At 69.4% G+C, this 17,097-nt stretch carries 17 protein-coding genes; 8 read left to right on the top strand and 9 right to left on the bottom strand.

What is annotated here, in order from left to right; genetic code table 11:
• Positions 1 to 9 precede the first annotated feature (9 nt).
• Both ACQUSM_RS04685 and ACQUSM_RS04680 read right to left on the bottom strand, forming a co-directional pair.
• Positions 10 to 1,323: a HEAT repeat domain-containing protein gene (locus ACQUSM_RS04685; RefSeq protein WP_435116233.1), complete on the bottom strand. Its 1,314-nt coding sequence runs from the start codon at positions 1,321 to 1,323 to the stop codon at positions 10 to 12.
• Between the two features lie 98 nt (positions 1,324 to 1,421).
• Complete coding sequence (locus ACQUSM_RS04680; RefSeq protein ID WP_435116231.1) at positions 1,422 to 1,619, bottom strand: hypothetical protein; 198 nt, start codon at positions 1,617 to 1,619, stop codon at positions 1,422 to 1,424.
• A 125-nt stretch (positions 1,620 to 1,744) separates the two neighbouring features.
• Between ACQUSM_RS04680 and ACQUSM_RS04675 the strand changes: the two genes are divergently transcribed.
• Positions 1,745 to 2,062: a hypothetical protein gene (locus tag ACQUSM_RS04675; RefSeq protein ID WP_435116229.1), complete on the top strand. Its 318-nt coding sequence runs from the start codon at positions 1,745 to 1,747 to the stop codon at positions 2,060 to 2,062.
• A gap of 194 nt (positions 2,063 to 2,256) precedes the next feature.
• Here the strand turns inward: ACQUSM_RS04675 and ACQUSM_RS04670 are convergent, their stop codons facing one another.
• The 3 genes from ACQUSM_RS04670 to paaK are packed head-to-tail and all read right to left on the bottom strand — an operon-like array spanning position 2,257 to position 5,560.
• The gene (locus tag ACQUSM_RS04670; protein WP_435116227.1) at positions 2,257 to 3,687 is read right to left on the bottom strand and encodes a serpin family protein; all 1,431 of its coding nucleotides are present in this window, start codon (positions 3,685 to 3,687) and stop codon (positions 2,257 to 2,259) included.
• A 59-nt stretch (positions 3,688 to 3,746) separates the two neighbouring features.
• Positions 3,747 to 4,220: a MaoC/PaaZ C-terminal domain-containing protein gene (locus ACQUSM_RS04665; RefSeq protein WP_435116225.1), complete on the bottom strand. Its 474-nt coding sequence runs from the start codon at positions 4,218 to 4,220 to the stop codon at positions 3,747 to 3,749.
• A gap of 53 nt (positions 4,221 to 4,273) precedes the next feature.
• Positions 4,274 to 5,560, bottom strand: a complete 1,287-nt coding sequence (paaK, locus tag ACQUSM_RS04660; protein WP_435116223.1) for a phenylacetate--CoA ligase PaaK — start codon at positions 5,558 to 5,560, stop codon at positions 4,274 to 4,276.
• Positions 5,561 to 5,672: 112 nt separating this feature from the next.
• Between paaK and ACQUSM_RS04655 the strand changes: the two genes are divergently transcribed.
• From ACQUSM_RS04655 to lpdA, 6 genes are all read left to right on the top strand, one after another.
• Positions 5,673 to 6,845 carry a thiolase domain-containing protein gene (locus tag ACQUSM_RS04655; protein WP_435116221.1) on the top strand — a complete coding sequence of 391 codons (1,173 nt, stop codon included), beginning with the start codon at positions 5,673 to 5,675 and terminating at the stop codon, positions 6,843 to 6,845.
• Complete coding sequence (locus ACQUSM_RS04650) at positions 6,842 to 8,314, top strand: zinc ribbon domain-containing protein (protein WP_435116219.1); 1,473 nt, start codon at positions 6,842 to 6,844, stop codon at positions 8,312 to 8,314. Before ACQUSM_RS04655 ends, ACQUSM_RS04650 begins: the two co-directional genes overlap by 4 nt.
• 66 nt (positions 8,315 to 8,380) lie before the next feature.
• Complete coding sequence (locus ACQUSM_RS04645) at positions 8,381 to 9,268, top strand: 3-hydroxyacyl-CoA dehydrogenase family protein (RefSeq protein ID WP_435116217.1); 888 nt, start codon at positions 8,381 to 8,383, stop codon at positions 9,266 to 9,268.
• Entirely contained in the window at positions 9,265 to 10,071 is an 807-nt protein-coding gene (locus ACQUSM_RS04640; RefSeq protein WP_435116215.1) for an enoyl-CoA hydratase/isomerase family protein, read from the top strand. The genes ACQUSM_RS04645 and ACQUSM_RS04640 overlap by 4 nt, the downstream gene beginning before the upstream one ends.
• A gap of 45 nt (positions 10,072 to 10,116) precedes the next feature.
• Positions 10,117 to 10,497, top strand: a complete 381-nt coding sequence (locus ACQUSM_RS04635) for a PaaI family thioesterase (RefSeq protein WP_435116213.1) — start codon at positions 10,117 to 10,119, stop codon at positions 10,495 to 10,497.
• Between the two features lie 103 nt (positions 10,498 to 10,600).
• Positions 10,601 to 12,004: a dihydrolipoyl dehydrogenase gene (lpdA, locus tag ACQUSM_RS04630; protein ID WP_435116211.1), complete on the top strand. Its 1,404-nt coding sequence runs from the start codon at positions 10,601 to 10,603 to the stop codon at positions 12,002 to 12,004.
• Positions 12,005 to 12,010: 6 nt separating this feature from the next.
• On the opposite strand, the gene ACQUSM_RS04625 is transcribed toward lpdA, so the two are convergent.
• The 4 genes from ACQUSM_RS04625 to ACQUSM_RS04610 all read right to left on the bottom strand — a co-directional run bounded on the left by ACQUSM_RS04625 (position 12,011) and on the right by ACQUSM_RS04610 (position 16,179).
• Entirely contained in the window at positions 12,011 to 12,988 is a 978-nt protein-coding gene (locus ACQUSM_RS04625; protein WP_435116209.1) for an alpha-ketoacid dehydrogenase subunit beta, read from the bottom strand.
• Positions 12,985 to 14,019, bottom strand: a complete 1,035-nt coding sequence (locus ACQUSM_RS04620; RefSeq protein WP_435116207.1) for a thiamine pyrophosphate-dependent dehydrogenase E1 component subunit alpha — start codon at positions 14,017 to 14,019, stop codon at positions 12,985 to 12,987. Before ACQUSM_RS04620 ends, ACQUSM_RS04625 begins: the two co-directional genes overlap by 4 nt.
• 80 nt (positions 14,020 to 14,099) lie before the next feature.
• On the bottom strand, positions 14,100 to 14,888 hold the full coding sequence (locus tag ACQUSM_RS04615) for an SDR family oxidoreductase (protein ID WP_435116205.1): 789 nt from the start codon (positions 14,886 to 14,888) through the stop codon (positions 14,100 to 14,102).
• Between the two features lie 73 nt (positions 14,889 to 14,961).
• Positions 14,962 to 16,179, bottom strand: a complete 1,218-nt coding sequence (locus ACQUSM_RS04610; protein ID WP_435116203.1) for a dihydrolipoamide acetyltransferase family protein — start codon at positions 16,177 to 16,179, stop codon at positions 14,962 to 14,964.
• Between the two features lie 97 nt (positions 16,180 to 16,276).
• Here ACQUSM_RS04610 and ACQUSM_RS04605 point away from each other — a divergent pair, with 97 nt between their 5' ends.
• A complete protein-coding gene (locus ACQUSM_RS04605) occupies positions 16,277 to 17,080 on the top strand; it encodes a hypothetical protein (protein WP_435116201.1) in 804 nt (267 codons plus the stop codon).
• The last annotated feature ends 17 nt before the right edge of the window (positions 17,081 to 17,097 follow it).

Here is a 17,097-nt window from a genome sequence, read left to right as displayed (position 1 = left end):
AGCGACCGATCAGATCCGGTTGAGCGCCCACGTGGCACGCTCCCTGACGTTCGCATCGTCGTCTTCAGTCGCCCGTTCTGCCAGCGCCGACTCCGCCTCCTCGGCGCCGAGGAGGCCGAGTGCCCAGCAGGCGTTCTCCCGGACGACTGGACTCTCCGCCGAGAGGAGCTCCACGAACGTCGGTGTCAGGTGGGCGACCGAGTCGGGGAAGTCCTCGGCGACCCGGCTGAGTGCACCGCTGGCGTTGACGCGGGCGAACTCGTCGTCGTCATCCAGAAGCGGCGCGATCACATCGATGTACGGTTCGACGACGTCGGTGTGGACGATCGCGACGTCGCCGATCACGCCGATCGCGTTGTTGCGGAGTCTGTCGTTCTCCGTGTCGAGGAGGTCGATCAGATCGCCGACGAGCTCCACGCCGACGCTGGGATACTCCCCGACGACACGGCCGAGCCCCGCGGTAGCGTTCAGCCGGACCTGCTCGTGGGCCGCGTCGTCGACTGCCGTCTCCGCCAGCGTCGACACCACGGGTTTCACCTCGTCCGGGTACGGGTCCGCGACTCGGGACAGCGCGAACACGGCATACGGTGCGTCGTCGAGGTCGTCTTCGATAACCGCCGCGAGCGACGGGACGGCGGCAACGACGTCCGCGGGATGGTCGGCGGCGATCTCTGCAAGACAGCGTGCCGCCCGCCCGCGGACCCGACTGTCCGACGACGCCAGTGCGGTGCGAATCTCGTCGGTCAGGGGGGCGATCGCCGTCGGGTCGTGGCGGCCGAGGTGGGACAGCGTCGCCAGCACTCCCAGTTGTATCTCCGGATCCGCATCGCCGAGCAGCGAGCGGAGAACCGGGATCGCCGGCGTGCAGTCCTCGGAACGCACGCTGGCGACCTGCCGGAGCGCGTCGAGCGCGGCACGGTCCCGTGTGTGACTGTCGGCTGTGTCCTCGTGCGCAGTATCGAGCAGTGCGAGGACCGAGGCCACGCGTACCGCCTCGGGGTTCACACTCGCCAACCGGCGGAGCCCGATTGCGGTCTCCTCGGGAGTTTCCGCGGTCGCCGTGTACAGATCGACAGGTGGCTCCGCGATCGAGAGCATCTCGATATCGCCGATCGGGATCGTGAAGTCGTCTGCCGCCGGCGACACTGGGGTACATTCTGCCGTGGGGACAGCCGATGGCCGGTCGACTGTGCGCTGCAGGACCGACATATCGTGGAGGAGTTCGGTCCGTTCGGCGCCGCCGTCGGTGTACGTCAGTTCGAACCCCGGGGCATCCGAGTACTCGTCGAGAAACGACGAGAGGTGTGACGCGTCGACGGGCATGATCCCGGCGCTCGACGGCCAGCCCCCGTCAGGGCCCTGTGACTGCCCACCGTCGGGTCGCAACTCACGCGGCCACGGGCCGAGCGCGAACACCGGCATCAGGCCACCCCGACGAGTCGGTTCGCGGGCGACTGCAGCTCGGCCGGTTCGTCGATTGCGGCCAGCCGGCGGTTCGGGAGCGCGTCGGCGTTGCCCCGCGCCCTTGCCACGTCGCCGACGGCGAACTCGACCGGCCGCCCGCGGGCGCCGCCACACGTCACCCCCAGCAGTCCGCTGTTCGCCCGATCCGGGTCCATGGGTGAGTGGTTTGTGGTGGGCGAGGAAAGTCTGTGGGTGGTGGTTGGCAAAACGGGGGGCTGGCTAAGAAATTCATTTAGTGGCCGGCCGAACGCCTATCCCGTTCGGTCTGCTACTGTCTCACATGACCGTCGCAAGCCGAATCGTACTCTCCCATCCCGAAGAGCTGTCGGAGTGGGGCCGCGACCAGATCGATACCGACCGCTACCGGAACTACCTGCGGACGGTCGTCGACCCGGTCGAGGGGGCAGAGTTCGAGGAGTTCGTCGACGTTGGCTGCTGTGGCGACTCGATGGACATCCCCTTCCGAGTGGAGTCGGTCGATGGCGACGAGATCGGCGAGAAGACTGCGGTAGTGTACACGACCCGCGACGCGGCGATGGAGGGTGGCTGGCTCGTCCAGAGTCAGGCCGATCGGGACGGCCGTTGTCGAACCGAGTGAGGCTGGGGTTCCGGCCACCCCGGAGGGAGTGCTCAGATATACTCGCCGAATGGGTTCTCGACGGCAATCAGTCCTCGGCAGCGGCCGGGCGTATCAGTAGCCATATCCGAACGGGACGACGGCGGCGTCGACGAGGATGGTTATCGGTTACTCCACTTGCGGTTCAGCACGCCTTGTTTCCGCTCGTGAATCTGCTACTCCTGAGCAGCGTTGGCATCGACAACGTGCCCCGTGAACAGCACCGTCCCGGTTGGCCGGTCCCGGATCACGAAGAGGAACGGACGATCGGCGTCGAGTAACGTCGGTGGACGTGACACGAAATTCACCACCGACCCCGTCGCCGCTGCTGCTTCGGTTCCCTGCTCGTCGACGGCGATGTAGGTGTCGTGGTACACTTGATCGACGAAGAGGTTGCCGCCGGTCTCCGAGAGATCGGCCATCCGCGAGAAGTCCGCCGCGTTCGGGTCGAACGCATCGGTCATGCCCAGCGCCTCCAGGGAGCTCTCGAGCTTGAACTCCGAGTCAAACTCGAACCGCGGGAGGTTGACGTAGCCACGCTGCGGTTCGAGCGCGTCGACGATCCGGCCGAGTCGCTCCACGTCGAACGTTCGTTCGTAGGCTTCGAACTCGCCAGCTGGCGGCGCAACGATGAGCATTCCCGTCGTCCCGCCGACGTACGGTAGTTCGACGGCCTGCACGCCGTCGACGGTCGCCGCCGGGACCTGGACGTCTTGGGACATCATCTGGACAGTACTCGTCGAGCCATCGAGGGCGGTGAACTCAGCCGGCTCAGTTTGCCCCTCGTCGAACGGGTGGCGCCAGTTCGCCATGAAGTAGATGGCGTTTGTCAGGACGAGCACGGTCTGGGAGGAAACCGACCCTGCTGGAAGCAACTCCTCGATTCGGTCGTCTGTCTGGTCGGCGATCCAGGCGTTGATCGCCTTGCGGATCCCGTCCGGATTCTCGACGAAATCGACCTGGTTGAGGCCGCCGCCATAGTGGTTCTCGAGTGTGGTGCGGTATTCGTCCCGGAACGGAAACCCCGCTTGGCCCCAGATGGCGTTGACGAGTGAGAGCTCGAAGGGAACGGGGTCGTCGCCTTCGTCGTAGTCTGCGGGGAGATCGTCCTCGTCGAAGTTCTTCTCGCGGCTAGATAGTGTTCGCTGGAGTTCGTTGAACGCCGCATGGAGCTGGTCGTCGTCGAGTGTATAGCCGACCGCCTCCCGCATCTGCTCGCGAGTGGTCCCACCGGCACCAGCGTACGTCATCGTCAGCGCAATTGTGGCACTGATCGGCGAGACCAGCAGGTTCTCGGCGTCATCAGCGGTCCGAAGTTCGTCGAACAGATCCAACGCAAACGTGTTCGTTCCAGCGACCAACTCGGCGAGCGTGTCGTCGTCGACGTCCGGCTGGCGGGCAGGTGTGGACTGTGCACTCGCGTTAATCTCGGCGTGCGACGTGGCTGGTGCTGTACATCCTGCGAGGGCACCGGCGAGGAGGGCGCTCGAGACCGAGAGATATCGACGACGATCCATACGCGTCGGATTCAGAAGGCGACGTCGAGTATCTTCTGGAAGCACAAACAAATCTTTGAGTAGCTGCTTCGAGCGCCGACCGCGGGGCATGACCGTCTCGACCTCGAACTGGTCGTTGTGTACTTCGGCCCGACCGGCTCCTGAACGTACTACTCCGTGTCTTCCGCCGCCTTCCGCTTGATCAGGAACTTCATATCCCCCTCGAACACCACCGTATCCTCCTGGTTCTCCATCACGCAGTCGAGCACGACCAGCCCGGCGTCGTCGCGACTGAGCTCCTTCTTCTCGGTGACCTCCATCTCCAGTTGGAGCGTGTCGCCGATCGTGACGGGGTTGGGGAGGTCCATGTAGTTCATCCCGAGGAACGCGACGGCGGTGCGCTCGACGATGCCCGTGCGGTAGACGAACCCCGTGGCCTGCACGAACGTCATCGGGCCGTGGGCGATGCGTTCGCCGAACTCCTGCTCCTCGGCGTACTCCTTGTTGGTGTGGAGTTCGGTCCAGTCGCCGCTGAGCGCGGAGTGCATCACGAAGTCCGACTCGGTGACCGTTCGCCCGACGCTGAGGAACTCCTCGCCGATCTCGAAGTCCTCGAAGTAGTGCGGTTCGTAGCTGTAAGCCATACCCCCGGGTTCGCCCAGTCGGGGTAAATAGCTCCCGGAGGCGCCGGCCTCCGCTACCGGTGATCGTAGACGCGCTGGACCTTCCCGACCTCGCTGCGGGCGATCCCGCCGGCCCCGACCAGCGTGAGCTCGTCCGGCGTGAACGCGAGCACGTTCTCCAGCCGTTCGAGGATCTCCTCGCGGAGTTCCGCGTGGCCTCGATCCGTGCCCTCGGCGCGCTCGACGGTGAGCTCCATCACGTCGAGGTTCTCCTCGCGGTCGAGGTCGATCCGGTAGTGGGGCGCGACGCCGTCGACGTCGAGCACCACGTCCTCGATCTCGCTGGGGTAGAGGTTCACGCCGCGGACGATCAGCAGGTCGTCGGCCCGGCCGGTGACGTTGTCCATCCGGACCATCGTCCGCCCGCACTCACACTCCTCGTAGGTCAGCGTCGTCAGGTCGCCGGTCCGGTAGCGCAGCACGGGCAGCGCCTCCTTCGACAGCGTCGTGAGCACGAGTTCGCCCTCCTCGCCCGGCGGCAGCGGCTCGCCCGTCTGCGGGTCGACGACCTCCGGGAGGAAGCGGTCCTCCCAGATGTGCAGCCCGTCCTGTGCCTCGTGACACTCGTTCGAGACGCCGGGGCCGACGATCTCCGAGAGGCCGTAGATGTCGATCCCCGTCACGTCCAGCCGTTGTTCGATCTCCTCGCGCATCGGATCGGTGCAGGGCTCGGCCCCGAAGATGACCGTCGAGATCGGCAGCTCTCGCGGGTCGTGACCCATCTCTTCGGCGGTCTCGGCGAGGTAGAGCGCGTACGAGGGCGTGCAGGTGAACACGTCGCTGTCGAGATCGATCATCAGCTCGATCTGCCGCTGGGTCTGCCCGCCGCCGACCGGGATCACCGTCCCGCCGAGCTCCTCGACGCCGTAGTGGAGCCCGAGACCGCCCGTGAACAGCCCGTAGCCGTAGGCGTTCTGGACGGTGTCGCCCGCCTCGACGCCCGCGGCCGCGAGCGATCGCGCGACGACCTCACTCCAGACGTCGACGTCGTCGTCGGTGTACGCGACGATCTTGGGCTTGCCCGTGGTGCCGGAGGAGGCGTGAATCCGCGTCACTTCGTCGTCGTCGACGGCGAACAGCCCGTCGGGGTACTCGTCGCGGAAGTCCTCCTTCGTCGTCGTCGGGAGCTTCGTCACGTCGTCGACGCTGTCGATATCCGCCGGCTCGACGCCCATCTCGTCGAGCGTCTCGCGGTAGAACGGGACGTTCTCGTAGGCGTTCTCGACGGTTTCGCGCAGTCGCTCGGCTTGGAGGTCGCGGATCTCCCCGCGGTCGGCGCCCTCTATGGGCTTGTGTACCATAGTCAGCCGCTCGGCCGACGGCAGTAAAAATCATGATGTTCCCGCCGCCCTCGCCGCCTCCGCGCGCTCCCCACGGGAAGGCTTTTCGTCGGACCGGCGGAACCGTCGGTCAATGCGCGAGGCGTACATCATCGGCGCGGGGCAGACTCCCTTCGGCGCGATGCCCGGCGAGAGCTACCGGTCGCTGTTCGCCGACGCGGTCGACGCGGCGGCCGAGAGCGTCCCTGACGGGATCGATCGCGACGAGATCGACGAAGCGGTCGTCGGCACGCTCGGCGTCGGCGGGCGACAGATCGGCCTCTCGGCCCCGGCGGTCACCGAACACGCGGGGCTCCACGGCGTCCCGAGCACGCGCGTCGAGAACGCGTGTGCGGCCTCGGGGTACGCGGTCCGGCAGGCCGTCCAGGCCGTCCGGAGCGGGATGGCCGACGTAGCGCTCGCCGGCGGCGTCGAGGTGATGACCGACCTGAGCGGCGACGCGGCGAAGTACTGGCTCGGCGTCTCCGGCGAAACCGAGTGGGAGCGCCTGACCGGCACGACGTTCGCGGGCGTGTACGCCCAGATGGCCAGCGCCTACTTCGATCGCTACGACGCGACGCCGGAGCACCTCTCGCAGGTCGCCGTGAAGAACCACGCGAACGGCGCGAAGAACGAGCACGCCCATCTCGGCTTCGAGTGTTCGCTCGAAGACGCCCGCGACGCGCCGGTCGTCGCCGACCCGCTGAACCTCTATCACTGCTGTCCGACCTCGGACGGCGCCGCGGCGGTACTGGTCGCGAGCGAGGACGTCGTCGAGGAGTACACCGACGAGCCGGTCCGCGTCGCGGGCGTCGGCGCCGCGAGCGAGCGCGTCGGCCTGTTCCAGCGCGACACCTACACGGGCATCGACGCGTCGATGGAGGCCGCCGTCGAGGCGTACGACCGCGCGGGGATCGAGCCCGCTGACCTCGACTTCGCGGAGGTCCACGACTGCTTCGCGATCGCGGAGCTGCTGGCGTACGAGGATCTGGGGTTCTGTGACCGTGGGGAGGCCCACGAACTGATCGACTCGGGCGCCACCGAACTCGGGGGCGAGCTCCCGGTGAACGCCTCCGGCGGCCTCAAGTCGAAGGGCCATCCGATCGGCGCGACCGGCGCCGGGCAGATCGCCGAGGCGTACAAACAGCTCCGCGGCGAGGCCGGCGACCGGCAGGTCGCCGACGCCGAACTCGGCGTGACCCACAACGTCGGCGGGAGCGGCGGTGCCGCGGTTGTTCACGTCCTCGAACGGGAGGTGGGCCGATGAGCGACGACGGCTCCAGCGGGGCCGACGACCCCGGGATCGCGGCGATCGGTGCGTACACCCCCCGGCTCAGGATCGACGCCGCCGAGTTCGAGGAGGCGTGGGGCCGCTTCGACGCGGCGGGGGTCGAGGAGAAAGCGGTCCCCGAGGCCGACGAGGACGCGCTCACGATGGGAATCGAAGCCGGCCGCCGTGCCCTCGACGCCGCAGGCCGCGACGGCGCCGAGATCGCCCACCTCGCCTTCGCGACCACGACGCCGCCGATAGCCGAGGAGGATCTCACGCCCCGACTCGCGAGCGTGCTGGGCGCGCCGGCGGACGCCGACACGCGCACGCTCACGGGCAGCACTCGCGCCGGCGCGCAGGCGCTCGATGGCGCGCTCGACGCGGGCCCGTGGAACGAACCCGGCGCGGGTGACGGGATCGGGCTCGTGATCGCCGCCGACTGCCCGCGCGGCCACCCGGACAGCGAGGTCGAACACGCCGCGGGCGCCGGCGCGACGGCGTTCGTCCTCGCCGCCGACGCGCCCGGGACTGTCGTCGATCGCGGCTCGCACGTCGAACCCTACCTCGGAACGCGGTTCCGCGAAACCGGGAGCGAGCAGACCACGGGGCTGGGGATCACCCAGTACGACCGCGAGGCGTTCACCACCGCGCTCGGCGGCGCCGCAGCCGATCTCGACGCCGACCCGTCGAGCGTCGACGCCGCGGCGGTCCAGTCGCCCGACGGCAAGCTCCCCTACCGCGCTGCGGGCGCGGTGGGCGTCGACACCGGGACGATCGCGGCCGCGGAGACCGTCAGCCATCTCGGCGACACCGGCGCGGCGAGCGCGTTCCTCGGGGCCGCGTCGGCGTTCGAGGACGGCGCCGACCGCGTGCTGCTCGCGGCGTACGGCAGCGGCGCGGGCGCGAACGCGTTCGTGATCGACGGCTCGATCCCCGTCGACGCCGCGCTGTCTGGGACGACCGAGCTCTCCTACGCCGAGTATCTCCGCCGGCGCGGCGAGATCACGACCGGCGAGCCCGAGGGCGGGGGCGCGTACGTCAGCGTCCCCTCGTGGCAGCGCACGACGCCACAGCGCCACCGACTCGTCGCCGGGCGGTGTCCGGACTGCGGCGCGCTGAACTTCCCGCCGGAGGGTGCCTGTCGGGACTGCCACACCCGGACCGAGGAGTACGAGCCCGTCGAACTTCCGGGGGAGGGGCGCGTCGAAGCCACGACCACCATCGCTCAGGGCGGCGCGCCGCCGGAGTTCGCCGAGCAGCAGTCCCGCAGCGGCCCGTTCGTCAGCGCGATCGTCGCGCTCGACGGGCCCGACGGCGGCAGCGTGAGCGTTCCGTCACAGGTGCTCGCCGACAACACGGAGGTGGAGATCGGCACGCGCGTCGCGGCCACGATCCGGCGAGTGTACACGCAGGAGGGCGTGATTCGCTACGGGTTCAAGCTGCGGCCGGTCGAGCAGCGACGGTAGTCGACCGAGCACGCCGACGACCGCGTGTCACGCGGTTTTTTCTCGGTTCCGCCCCCCCACGGGAGCATGCACGTAGCCGTACTCGGCGCCGGCACGATGGGCCACGGGATCGCCCAAGTGTCGGCCATGGCGGGCCACGACGTGTGGATGCGCGACGTCGAACGGGAGTTCGTCGACGACGGGCTCGACGCGATCGAGTCGAACCTGCAGGGCGGCGTCGAGCGCGACAAACTCACCGAGGCGGAGAAAGAGGCGACGCTCGAACGGATCAGCGGCACCACGTCGCTCGAGGAAGCGGTCGGCGACGCCGAGGTCGTGATCGAGGCGGTGCCCGAGCAGATGGAGATCAAGCAGGAGACGTTCGCGGACGTGGAGTCCCACGTCGCCGACGGCACGATCATCGCCTCCAACACCTCCTCGCTATCGCTGACGGAGATCGCGAGCGCGTTGGACCGTCCGGACCGCGCGGTCGGTCTGCACTTCTTCAACCCCGTACACATCATGGAATTGGTGGAAATTGTGGTCGCCGAACAGACGAGCGATCAGACGCTGGAGCGCGCCCGTGAGTTCGTCGAGGGGATCGACCGAACGCCGGTGGAAGTGACCGACTCGCCGGGGTTCGCCTCCTCGCGGCTGGGCGTTGCGCTGGGCGTCGAAGCGATGCGGATGGTACAGGAGGGCGTCGCCTCGCCGGAGGACATCGACGCCGCGATGGAGCTCGGCTACAACCACCCGCAGGGGCCGATCGCGCTGGGCGACGTGGTCGGACTCGACGTGCGGCTGGACATCCTCGAACACCTCCGGGAGGAGCTGGGCGAGCGGTTCCGCCCGCCACAGATCCTGAAACGGAAGGTCCGGGCCGGCAAGCTCGGGAAGAAGACTGGTGAAGGGTTCTACCTGTGGGAGAACGGTGAAATCGTCGGCACCAGCGGCGACTGGGGTGACGACCAGTGATCGAGCAGGTCGCGGCCGACTGCGAGACCGTCGACGCCGAAGTCGGCGAGCGTGGGGCGCACGTCGCGACGGTCACGCTCCGGCGCCCGGACGCCCGGAACGCGCTGAACGCCCAACTCCGCGAGGAGCTCGCCGAGGTGATCGACGCGGTGGAGGGAGACGAAGTCCGGGCAGTCGTGCTCACTGGTGCCGAGGAAGCGGGCGCGTTCGCCGCCGGCGCCGACGTGACAGAACTTCGGGAGCGCGACGCGCTCGAACAGCGCGAGGCCAGCAAGCGCCCGCGGGTGTACGAACACGTCGCGGACTGCCCGATGCCGGTGATCGCCCGGATCAACGGGCACGCGCTCGGCGGCGGCTGCGAGCTGATTCAGGCGTGTGACGTGCGCATCGCCCACGAGGACGCCAAGATCGGCCAGCCCGAGATCACGCTCGGCATCATGCCCGGCGGCGGCGGCACCCAGCGCCTCCCCCGGTTGGTCGGCGAGGGGCAGGCCATGCGCCTGATCCTCTCGGGCGAGCTGATCGACGCCGCGGAGGCCGCGGAGATCGGTCTCGTCGACGAGGTCCACGGCGACGAGGGGTTCGACGACGCGGTCGACGAGCTCGCGGCGTCGATGGCTGCGAACAGCCCCGTCGCGCTGGAGTTCGCCAAGCAGTCCGTGAAGGCGTCGTCGCAGATGGAACTCGAGGACGGCATCGAGTACGAGGCCGAACTGTTCGCCCAACTGTTCGCGACGGCCGACAAGGACGAGGGGATCGACGCGTTCCTCGAGGATCGCGACCCCGAGTGGCAGGGCGAGTAGCGACCGCGGACGAAGGTTTTTGCCACGGTACGGGAACCCTCCGCCATGGACGTCGAGGCGTTCCTGGATCGAATGCCGTTCACGGACCTGCTGGGCATCGAGGTGACAGAAATCGGCGACGGCTACGCCGCGGGCCGCGTCGAGATGCGCGAGGAACTGGCGTGGGACGCCGAGGGGACGACCGCACACGGCGGCGTCACGTTCGCACTCGCGGACACCGTCGGCGGCGCTGCGCTCCTCTCGCAGGTGGAACAGCCGGTCCCGACCGTCGACATGCGCATCGACTACCTGGAAGCCGGGACCGGGGATCTCTCGGCCGAAGCGGAGGTGGTCCGGCTCGGCGACGACACCGCCGTCGTCGAGGTAAGCGTGTTCTGCGAGGGCACGCACGTCGCCGACGCTCGCGGGGTGTACAAGACGGGATGAGCGAGTCGATAAACCACTACTAGCGATATCGAACTCCCCCATCGAGCGATTCCAGTGTTGCCGGCGGGACTGGCTTTATGCCACACTGACCCAAGGTAGAGCCATGTCTACCGAACAGACGGACGTGGTCGTGATCGGCGCCGGGCCGGGCGGCTACGTCGCCGCGATCCGTGCCGCACAGCGGGGGCTCGAAACCACCATCGTCGAGCGCGGCGAGCCGGGCGGGGTCTGCCTCAACCACGGCTGCATCCCTTCGAAGGCGCTGATCGACGTAGCACGCGCCGCGGGCGGGGTCGGGCGGATGGCCGATCGCGGCGTCCACGCGGAGCCGACAGTCGCGTTCGACGAGCTGAGCGAGTGGCAGGACTCGGTCGTCGACCGGCTCACCGGCGGCGTCGAGCAGCTCCTCGACGCCAACGGCGTGACCTATCGAGAGGGGACTGCCCGCTTCCGGGACGAGCACACCGTCGAGATCGACCCGCCGTCGCTGACCGCCGACTCGACGACGCTCTCCTTCGAGCACGCGGTGATCGCGACCGGGAGCCGGCCGATCGAGCTGCCCGGGTTCGCGTTCGACGACGAGCCGGTGTTGAGCTCCCGCGACGTGCTCGACCTCGACGAGCGGCCCGACCGGCTGGTCGTCGTCGGCGCCGGCTACATCGGGATGGAGCTCTCGACGGCGTTTGCCGAGCTGGGCACCGACGTGACCGTTCTGGAGGCGCTCGACGACCCGCTCCCGGCGTACGGCGACGAGCTCGTCGAACCGGTCGCCGAGCGCGCCCGCGAGCTGGGGATCTCCTTCTCCTTCGGCGAGGCCGCACAGGAGTGGTACGAGGACATCACCGGCGCGCCCGTCGTCGTCACCGAGACCGAGGACGGGGAGCAGCAGGAGTACGAGGCCGACGCCGTGCTCGTCGCCGTGGGTCGCCGCCCGGTCGCCGACACGGTCGAGCCGGACGCCGCGGGCGTGACGGTCGACGACGACGGGTTCGTCGTCACGGGGGCGAACGGGCAGACGAGCCGGGAGCACATCTACGCCGTCGGCGACGTGGCGGGCGAGCCGATGCTGGCCCACGAGGCCAGCCACGCGGCGCTGCACGCCGTCGAGGAAATCGCCGGCGGGGAGCCCGGCCCGGTCGGCCCCGTCCCGAGCGTCGTGTTCACCGAGCCCGAGATCGCGACTGTCGGGGTCGCTCCCGAGGACGCACAGCGAGAGGTCACCGTCGGCCGCATGTCGTTCCGGGGGAACGGCCGCGCGCTCACCGCCGGCGAGGAAGACGGGTTCGTGCAGGTCGTCGCCGACGCCGACGACGGGACGCTGGTGGGCGCCCAGCTCGTCGGTCCGGAGGCGTCGGAGCTGATCGGCGAGCTGACGCTCGCGGTGCGGAACGGGCTCACTGCGGCCGACGTGGCTCACACCGTCCACGCGCACCCGACACTGGGCGAGGCGTTGATGGAGGCCGCCGCGAACGTGGACGGCGAGGCGATTCACACCGTGAACCGCTGAGGCGGTTCAGAGCGTGCGCTCGATCGCGCGCCGTACGTCGTCGGCGTCGGGCACCACTTCGTCCTCCTGTGCCGGCGAGAACGGGATCGGCGTGTCCGGGACGCCGACGCGCTGCAACGGCGCGTCGAGGTGCCAGAACGCGTCCTCGGCCGAGCGAGCGAACACTTCGGCGTGGAACCCGTAGGAGAGCGGGCTCTCGTCGGCGACGACCAGCCGCCCCGTCTTCTCGACGCTGTCGGTGATCGTCTCGGTGTCCAGCGGGTAGAGCGACCGCGGGTCGATCACCTCGATGCCGAGGTCGTCGAACTCCCGGGTCGCCGCGAGCGCCTCGCCGAGCAGTCGCTGAGTCGCGACGACGGTCACGTCGTCGCCCTCCTGTTCGACGCTCGCCTCGCCCAGCGGGACGGTGAACTCCTCGTCGACGGGCACCTCGCCCCGGCGCTCGTACGTCGTCTTGTTCTCGAAGAACACCACCGGGTCGTCGGACCTGATGGCGGACTTCATCAGCCCCTTGGCGGCCTCGGGCGTGCCCGGCGCGACCGCCTTGATCCCCGGGAGGTGGGACACCATCGAGTGGACCGTCCCGGAGTGCTGGGCCGCGGCGTTGAGCCCGGCGCCCTCGATCGCCCGGATCGTCATGGGGACGGAGCTCGCGCCGCCGAACATGTACCGGGTCTTCCCGGCCTGGTTCATCACCTGATCGTAGCAGACGCCGATGAAGTCCGAGAAGCTGAGGTTCACGACCGGCCGGAGCCCGGTCGCGGCGGCGCCGACGCCCGAACCGATCTGGGCGGCCTCGCTGATCGGCGTGTTCCGCACGCGGTCGAAGCCGAACTCGTCGTGGAGCCCGGCGGTCACCTCGAAGGAGCCGCCGTCCTCCTCGTCCTGCCCCATGATGAACACGTCGTCGTCCCGGAGCAGCTCCTCACGGAGCGCCGAGCGGATCGCCTCGCGGATGCTCAGGCGCTCGGTCTCGCCGCTCATTCTCCACCCCCGTCGGCGCGGAGCCGATCACGGAACCGCTCGACGTCGTCGACGGGCTCGGCGAACACGTCGTCGTAGGCGTCCTCGGGGTCGGGCTCGTCGGCGTCGCGGGCGAACTGGACCGCGGCGTCGATCTCCTCGACGACCGACTCCCGGAGCTCCTCGAACGTCGCCTCGTCGATCACGCCCTCTTCCAGCAGCCGCGTACGGTAGTTGTCGATGGGGTCGTGCTCCCGCTGCCACGTCTCGACCTCCTCCTCGGAGCGGTAGGGCTCCTCGTCGCCCTCGAAGTGGCCGCGGTAGCGGTACGTCTTGGCCTCGATCAGCGTCGGCCCCTCGCCCGCGAGCGCGCGCTCGCGAGCCGCCTCGACGACGTCGTTGACCGCCTCCACGTCCTGGCCGTCGACGATCTCGCCGGGGATCCCGTACGACGCCGCCATGTCCGCGAGATCCTCGATGTTGTGCTGCTCGTCGAACACCATCCCCTCGGAGTACTGGTTGTTCTCGATGACGAACGCGATCGGCAGCCCCCACGTCGCCGCGAGGTTGATCGCCTCGTGTACCTGTCCGGCGGCCGTGGAGCCGTCGCCGCAGAACGCGATCGCCATCCAGTCCTCGTCGCGCAGGTGGGCGGTGAGCGCCGCCCCGGTGCCCAGCGGGACGCTGGCGCCGACGATGGGCTGAGCCCCGAGCATCCCGGTGTCGAGGTCGGCGACGTGCATCGACCCCCCGCGTCCGCCGCAGTAGCCCGCTTCCTTCCCGTACAGCTCGGCCATGAGCCGGTCCGATTCGAGCCCCTTCGCGAGGCTGTGGCCGTGGGCACGGTGGGTGCTCGTGACGTAGTCGTCGTCGTCGAGCGCGCCGCAGGCGCCGACGGCGACGGCCTCCTGCCCCTGCGAGAGGTGGACGAACCCGGGGATCTCGTTGTCCGCGAACCGCTCGCTGACCCGGTTCTCGAACTCCCGTATCAGCAGCATCTTCTGGAGGGCGTTCCGCCTGTCGTCGGCTGAATCCAAGTCGAACTGTGGCATGATAATGATTAACGCGTAGGAATGAGCAGCAACAGCATAAAAAGATTGGTAGCGGGGCGATTCCGGCCGATTCTCCCCGGTTACTCCGAGAGGAGCTGTCCCCGGGTGTTGACCATCCCGCCGTCGACGACCAGCGACGAGCCGTTGACGAAGTCCGCGCGGTCGCTCGCGAGGAACACGGCGGCGTCGGCCACGTCCTCGGGCTCGCCCATCCGGCCCCGGGGCACCCCGGCGAGAAACGGGTTCTCGCCGTCCGGGTCGGTGCCGAGATCGTCCCGCATCAGCCCGGTGTCGACGGGGCCCGGGTGGATCGCGTTGACCCGGACGTTCTCGTCGCCGAGCGCGTCGGCCAGCGCGTACGTCATCAGCCGGACCGCACCCTTCGAGGTGGAGTACGTCACGTAGTCGCCGGCGCCCTCCAGCCCGGCGATGCTGGAGATGTTGATGATGCAGCCCCCCTCGCCCTCGGCCATCCGCCGGGCGGCCCGCTGGGCGCCGAAGAACGTCCCCTTGACGTTCACGTCCATCACCTGCTCGTACTCTTTCTCGGTGACCGACAGCAGCGACTCCACCCGCACGACGCCGGCGTTGTTCACCATTACGTCGACGCCGCCGAACGCCTCGGCCTCGTCCATCGCGGCCTCGATCGCGTCCGGGTCGCTCACGTCGCACTCGGCGAAGGCGGCGTCGGCGTCGGTGTCCTCGCGGATCCGTTCGTGGGTGGGCCGTCCCCCCTCGCGTGGCTCCGGCGCGAGGTCGGCGACGACCACGTCCGCGCCCTCGTCGGCGAACGCGAGCGCGATCGCGCGCCCGATCCCGCTCGCCGCGCCCGTCACGACCGCCGTCTCTCCCGTCAGGAGTTCCGTCATCGTCCGGTCGTGTGACCGACAGCGCATAAATCTACGTTGCGTGGTACCACACCACAGAAAACGTCGGTGAAGCTCAGTCGAGCAGCTTCTCGGCGGCCGCGAGCGTCTCGTCGAGCGTGACGAGGAAGCGCGCCGCGTCCGCGCCGTCGACGACGCGGTGGTCGAACGAGAGGCTGAACGTGATGTGGCGGGGGAACTCGATCCCCGAGTCGGTGTTGACCGGGCGCTCACGGACGCGGTTGACGCCGAGGATCGCGATCTCGGGGGGGTTGATGATCGGCGTGAAGGAGTCGCTGCCCACCACGCCGAGGTTCGACACCGTGAACGTCCCGCCGCTGAGGTCGTCGGCGTCGTACTCGCCGTCGAGCACGCGGTCTGTCAGCCGGCCCCGCTGTCGGGCGAGCTCGTCGATGGACTTCCCGCCCACGTCGGGGATCACCGGCGTCACGAGGCCGCCTTCGAGGTCGACCGCGACGCCGATGTTGTGCTCCTCGTACAGCGTGTGCGTCTCCGTCTCGGCGTCGAAGGTGGCGTTGAACTCGGGGTGTTCCTCCAGCGTCGCCGACACCGCGAGCAGCAACACGTCGGTCAGCGACGCGTCCTCCCCGGCGGCGTCGGCCGCGTCGAACGCCGCCTCGACCTCGACCTCCCGGTCGACGGTGACGTGGGCGGCCTCCCGGTAGCTCGTGCTCAGTCGGTCGGCGATCGTCGAGCGCATCCCCGAGAACGTCCGCTCCTCGCGGATCGTCCGCCCGCCGGCGTCGCCCGCCGCGGCCGCCACGTCGTCGGCGACGATCCCGCCCTCGGGCCCCGTCCCTTCGACCCGGGAGAGCGTCACGCCGAGCTCCTCGGCACGGCGCTTGGCCCGCGGGCTCGCCCGGACGGTCCCGTCGTCGACCGAGGGCTGTGTCGGCTCCTCGGCCGAGTCGGTGGGCCCTGCGTCGTCGGCGTCCGGCTCCGACTCCGTCGGCTCGGCGTCCTCCCCTTCTGCCGCCTCCTCGGTATCGTCCGAATCCACGTCGACCTCCGCCCGCAGCGAGGAGATGTCGGCATCCGGCGGCGCGAAGATGCCCATCGCGGCGCCCGGCGGCCCCTCCTCGCCGACGGCGAGGTAGCGCTCACGGAGCGCCCCGTCCTCCCGCGCCGCGACCTCGGCGGTCGACTTCTCGGACTCGATCTCGGCGATCACGTCCCCCTCCTCGGCCGTCTCCCCCACGTCGAGGTGCCACTCGATCACGATCCCTGTCTCCATCTCGACGCCGAGTTTGGGCATCCGGACGACGTATGACATATACTCCCAAGAAGAGGGGAATACCGACAAAAAGCTGTTCGTCCCGGCGACTGAGGCGGTCACCGGGAGTTATGCGGCTGCGGTCGTCAGTTCGATCGTGGTACTCACTGACATTCGAGTGGTCGACAGCGTGACACAGCTTGCGGCCGACGCCGCGCCGAGCGTCGTCGTCGCCGCGAGCCACGGCGGCGCCTACGCGGGGTATCTCGCGGCGCGGGCCGGCGTCCGCGGAGTGATCCTCAACGACGCCGGCGTCGGGAAGGAGGCGGCGGGCGTCGCGACGCTGCCCGCGTTCGACGAGCACGGCACGCCCGCGGCCACCGTCCACCACGACAGCGCCCGCATCGGCGACGGCGCCGACACCGTCCGGTCGGGGCAGCTCAGCCGGGTCAACGACGCCGCCGCGGCGCTCGGCTGTGCCGTCGGCGACTCCACGCTCGACGCCGCCGAGCGGATGCGCGACGCAGATCCCGCGCCGTCGCCGGAGCCCCGATCGCCCGGGCGGTTCGAACTCGACGACGGCGACCCCGCGGTCTGGGGGATGGACTCGCTGTCGCTGATTCGGCCGGAGGACGACGGCCGGATCGCGATCACCGCGAGCCACGGCGCCCGGCTCGCCGGGGAACGGGAGTCGTACATCGCGGGCGACGTGGCCGGCGCGGTGTTCAACGACGCCGGCGGCGGGAAGGAGGGGGCAGGCCGGAGCCGGCTCCCGTTCCTCGACGAGCGGGGAATCCCCGCGGCCACGGTCGCCCACGACTCCGCCCGCATCGGCGACGCGCGATCGACGTGGACCGACGGGGTGGTGAGCGCGGTGAACGACGCCGCGGCCGCGCGCGGCGGCTCGGTCGGCATGGACTGTCGCGCGTTCGTCGCGGCGTTGCAGGAGACGATAGATTGATGCTACGAGCGGCGACG

Origin of the sequence: Halolamina sp. C58, from assembly GCF_051195095.1 — an archaeon.
Classification (GTDB): Archaea; Halobacteriota; Halobacteria; order Halobacteriales; family Haloferacaceae; genus Halolamina.
Note: the sequence above shows the minus strand (reverse complement) of the source record. Positions and strands in the feature narration are given on the sequence as shown.

Coding starts and splice junctions, on each gene's coding strand:
- ACQUSM_RS04615 (WP_435116205.1), bottom strand. CDS start 14,888: ATGACGGAACTCCTGACGGGAGAGACGGCGGTCGTGACGGGCGCGGCG.
- ACQUSM_RS04655 (WP_435116221.1), top strand. CDS start 5,673: ATGCGCGAGGCGTACATCATCGGCGCGGGGCAGACTCCCTTCGGCGCG.
- ACQUSM_RS04665 (WP_435116225.1), bottom strand. CDS start 4,220: ATGGCTTACAGCTACGAACCGCACTACTTCGAGGACTTCGAGATCGGC.
- lpdA (WP_435116211.1), top strand. CDS start 10,601: ATGTCTACCGAACAGACGGACGTGGTCGTGATCGGCGCCGGGCCGGGC.
- ACQUSM_RS04645 (WP_435116217.1), top strand. CDS start 8,381: ATGCACGTAGCCGTACTCGGCGCCGGCACGATGGGCCACGGGATCGCC.
- ACQUSM_RS04680 (WP_435116231.1), bottom strand. CDS start 1,619: ATGGACCCGGATCGGGCGAACAGCGGACTGCTGGGGGTGACGTGTGGC.
- ACQUSM_RS04635 (WP_435116213.1), top strand. CDS start 10,117: ATGGACGTCGAGGCGTTCCTGGATCGAATGCCGTTCACGGACCTGCTG.
- ACQUSM_RS04685 (WP_435116233.1), bottom strand. CDS start 1,323: ATGCCCGTCGACGCGTCACACCTCTCGTCGTTTCTCGACGAGTACTCG.
- ACQUSM_RS04650 (WP_435116219.1), top strand. CDS start 6,842: ATGAGCGACGACGGCTCCAGCGGGGCCGACGACCCCGGGATCGCGGCG.
- ACQUSM_RS04625 (WP_435116209.1), bottom strand. CDS start 12,988: ATGAGCGGCGAGACCGAGCGCCTGAGCATCCGCGAGGCGATCCGCTCG.
- ACQUSM_RS04675 (WP_435116229.1), top strand. CDS start 1,745: ATGACCGTCGCAAGCCGAATCGTACTCTCCCATCCCGAAGAGCTGTCG.
- ACQUSM_RS04670 (WP_435116227.1), bottom strand. CDS start 3,687: ATGCCCCGCGGTCGGCGCTCGAAGCAGCTACTCAAAGATTTGTTTGTG.
- paaK (WP_435116223.1), bottom strand. CDS start 5,560: ATGGTACACAAGCCCATAGAGGGCGCCGACCGCGGGGAGATCCGCGAC.
- ACQUSM_RS04610 (WP_435116203.1), bottom strand. CDS start 16,179: ATGTCATACGTCGTCCGGATGCCCAAACTCGGCGTCGAGATGGAGACA.
- ACQUSM_RS04620 (WP_435116207.1), bottom strand. CDS start 14,019: ATGCCACAGTTCGACTTGGATTCAGCCGACGACAGGCGGAACGCCCTC.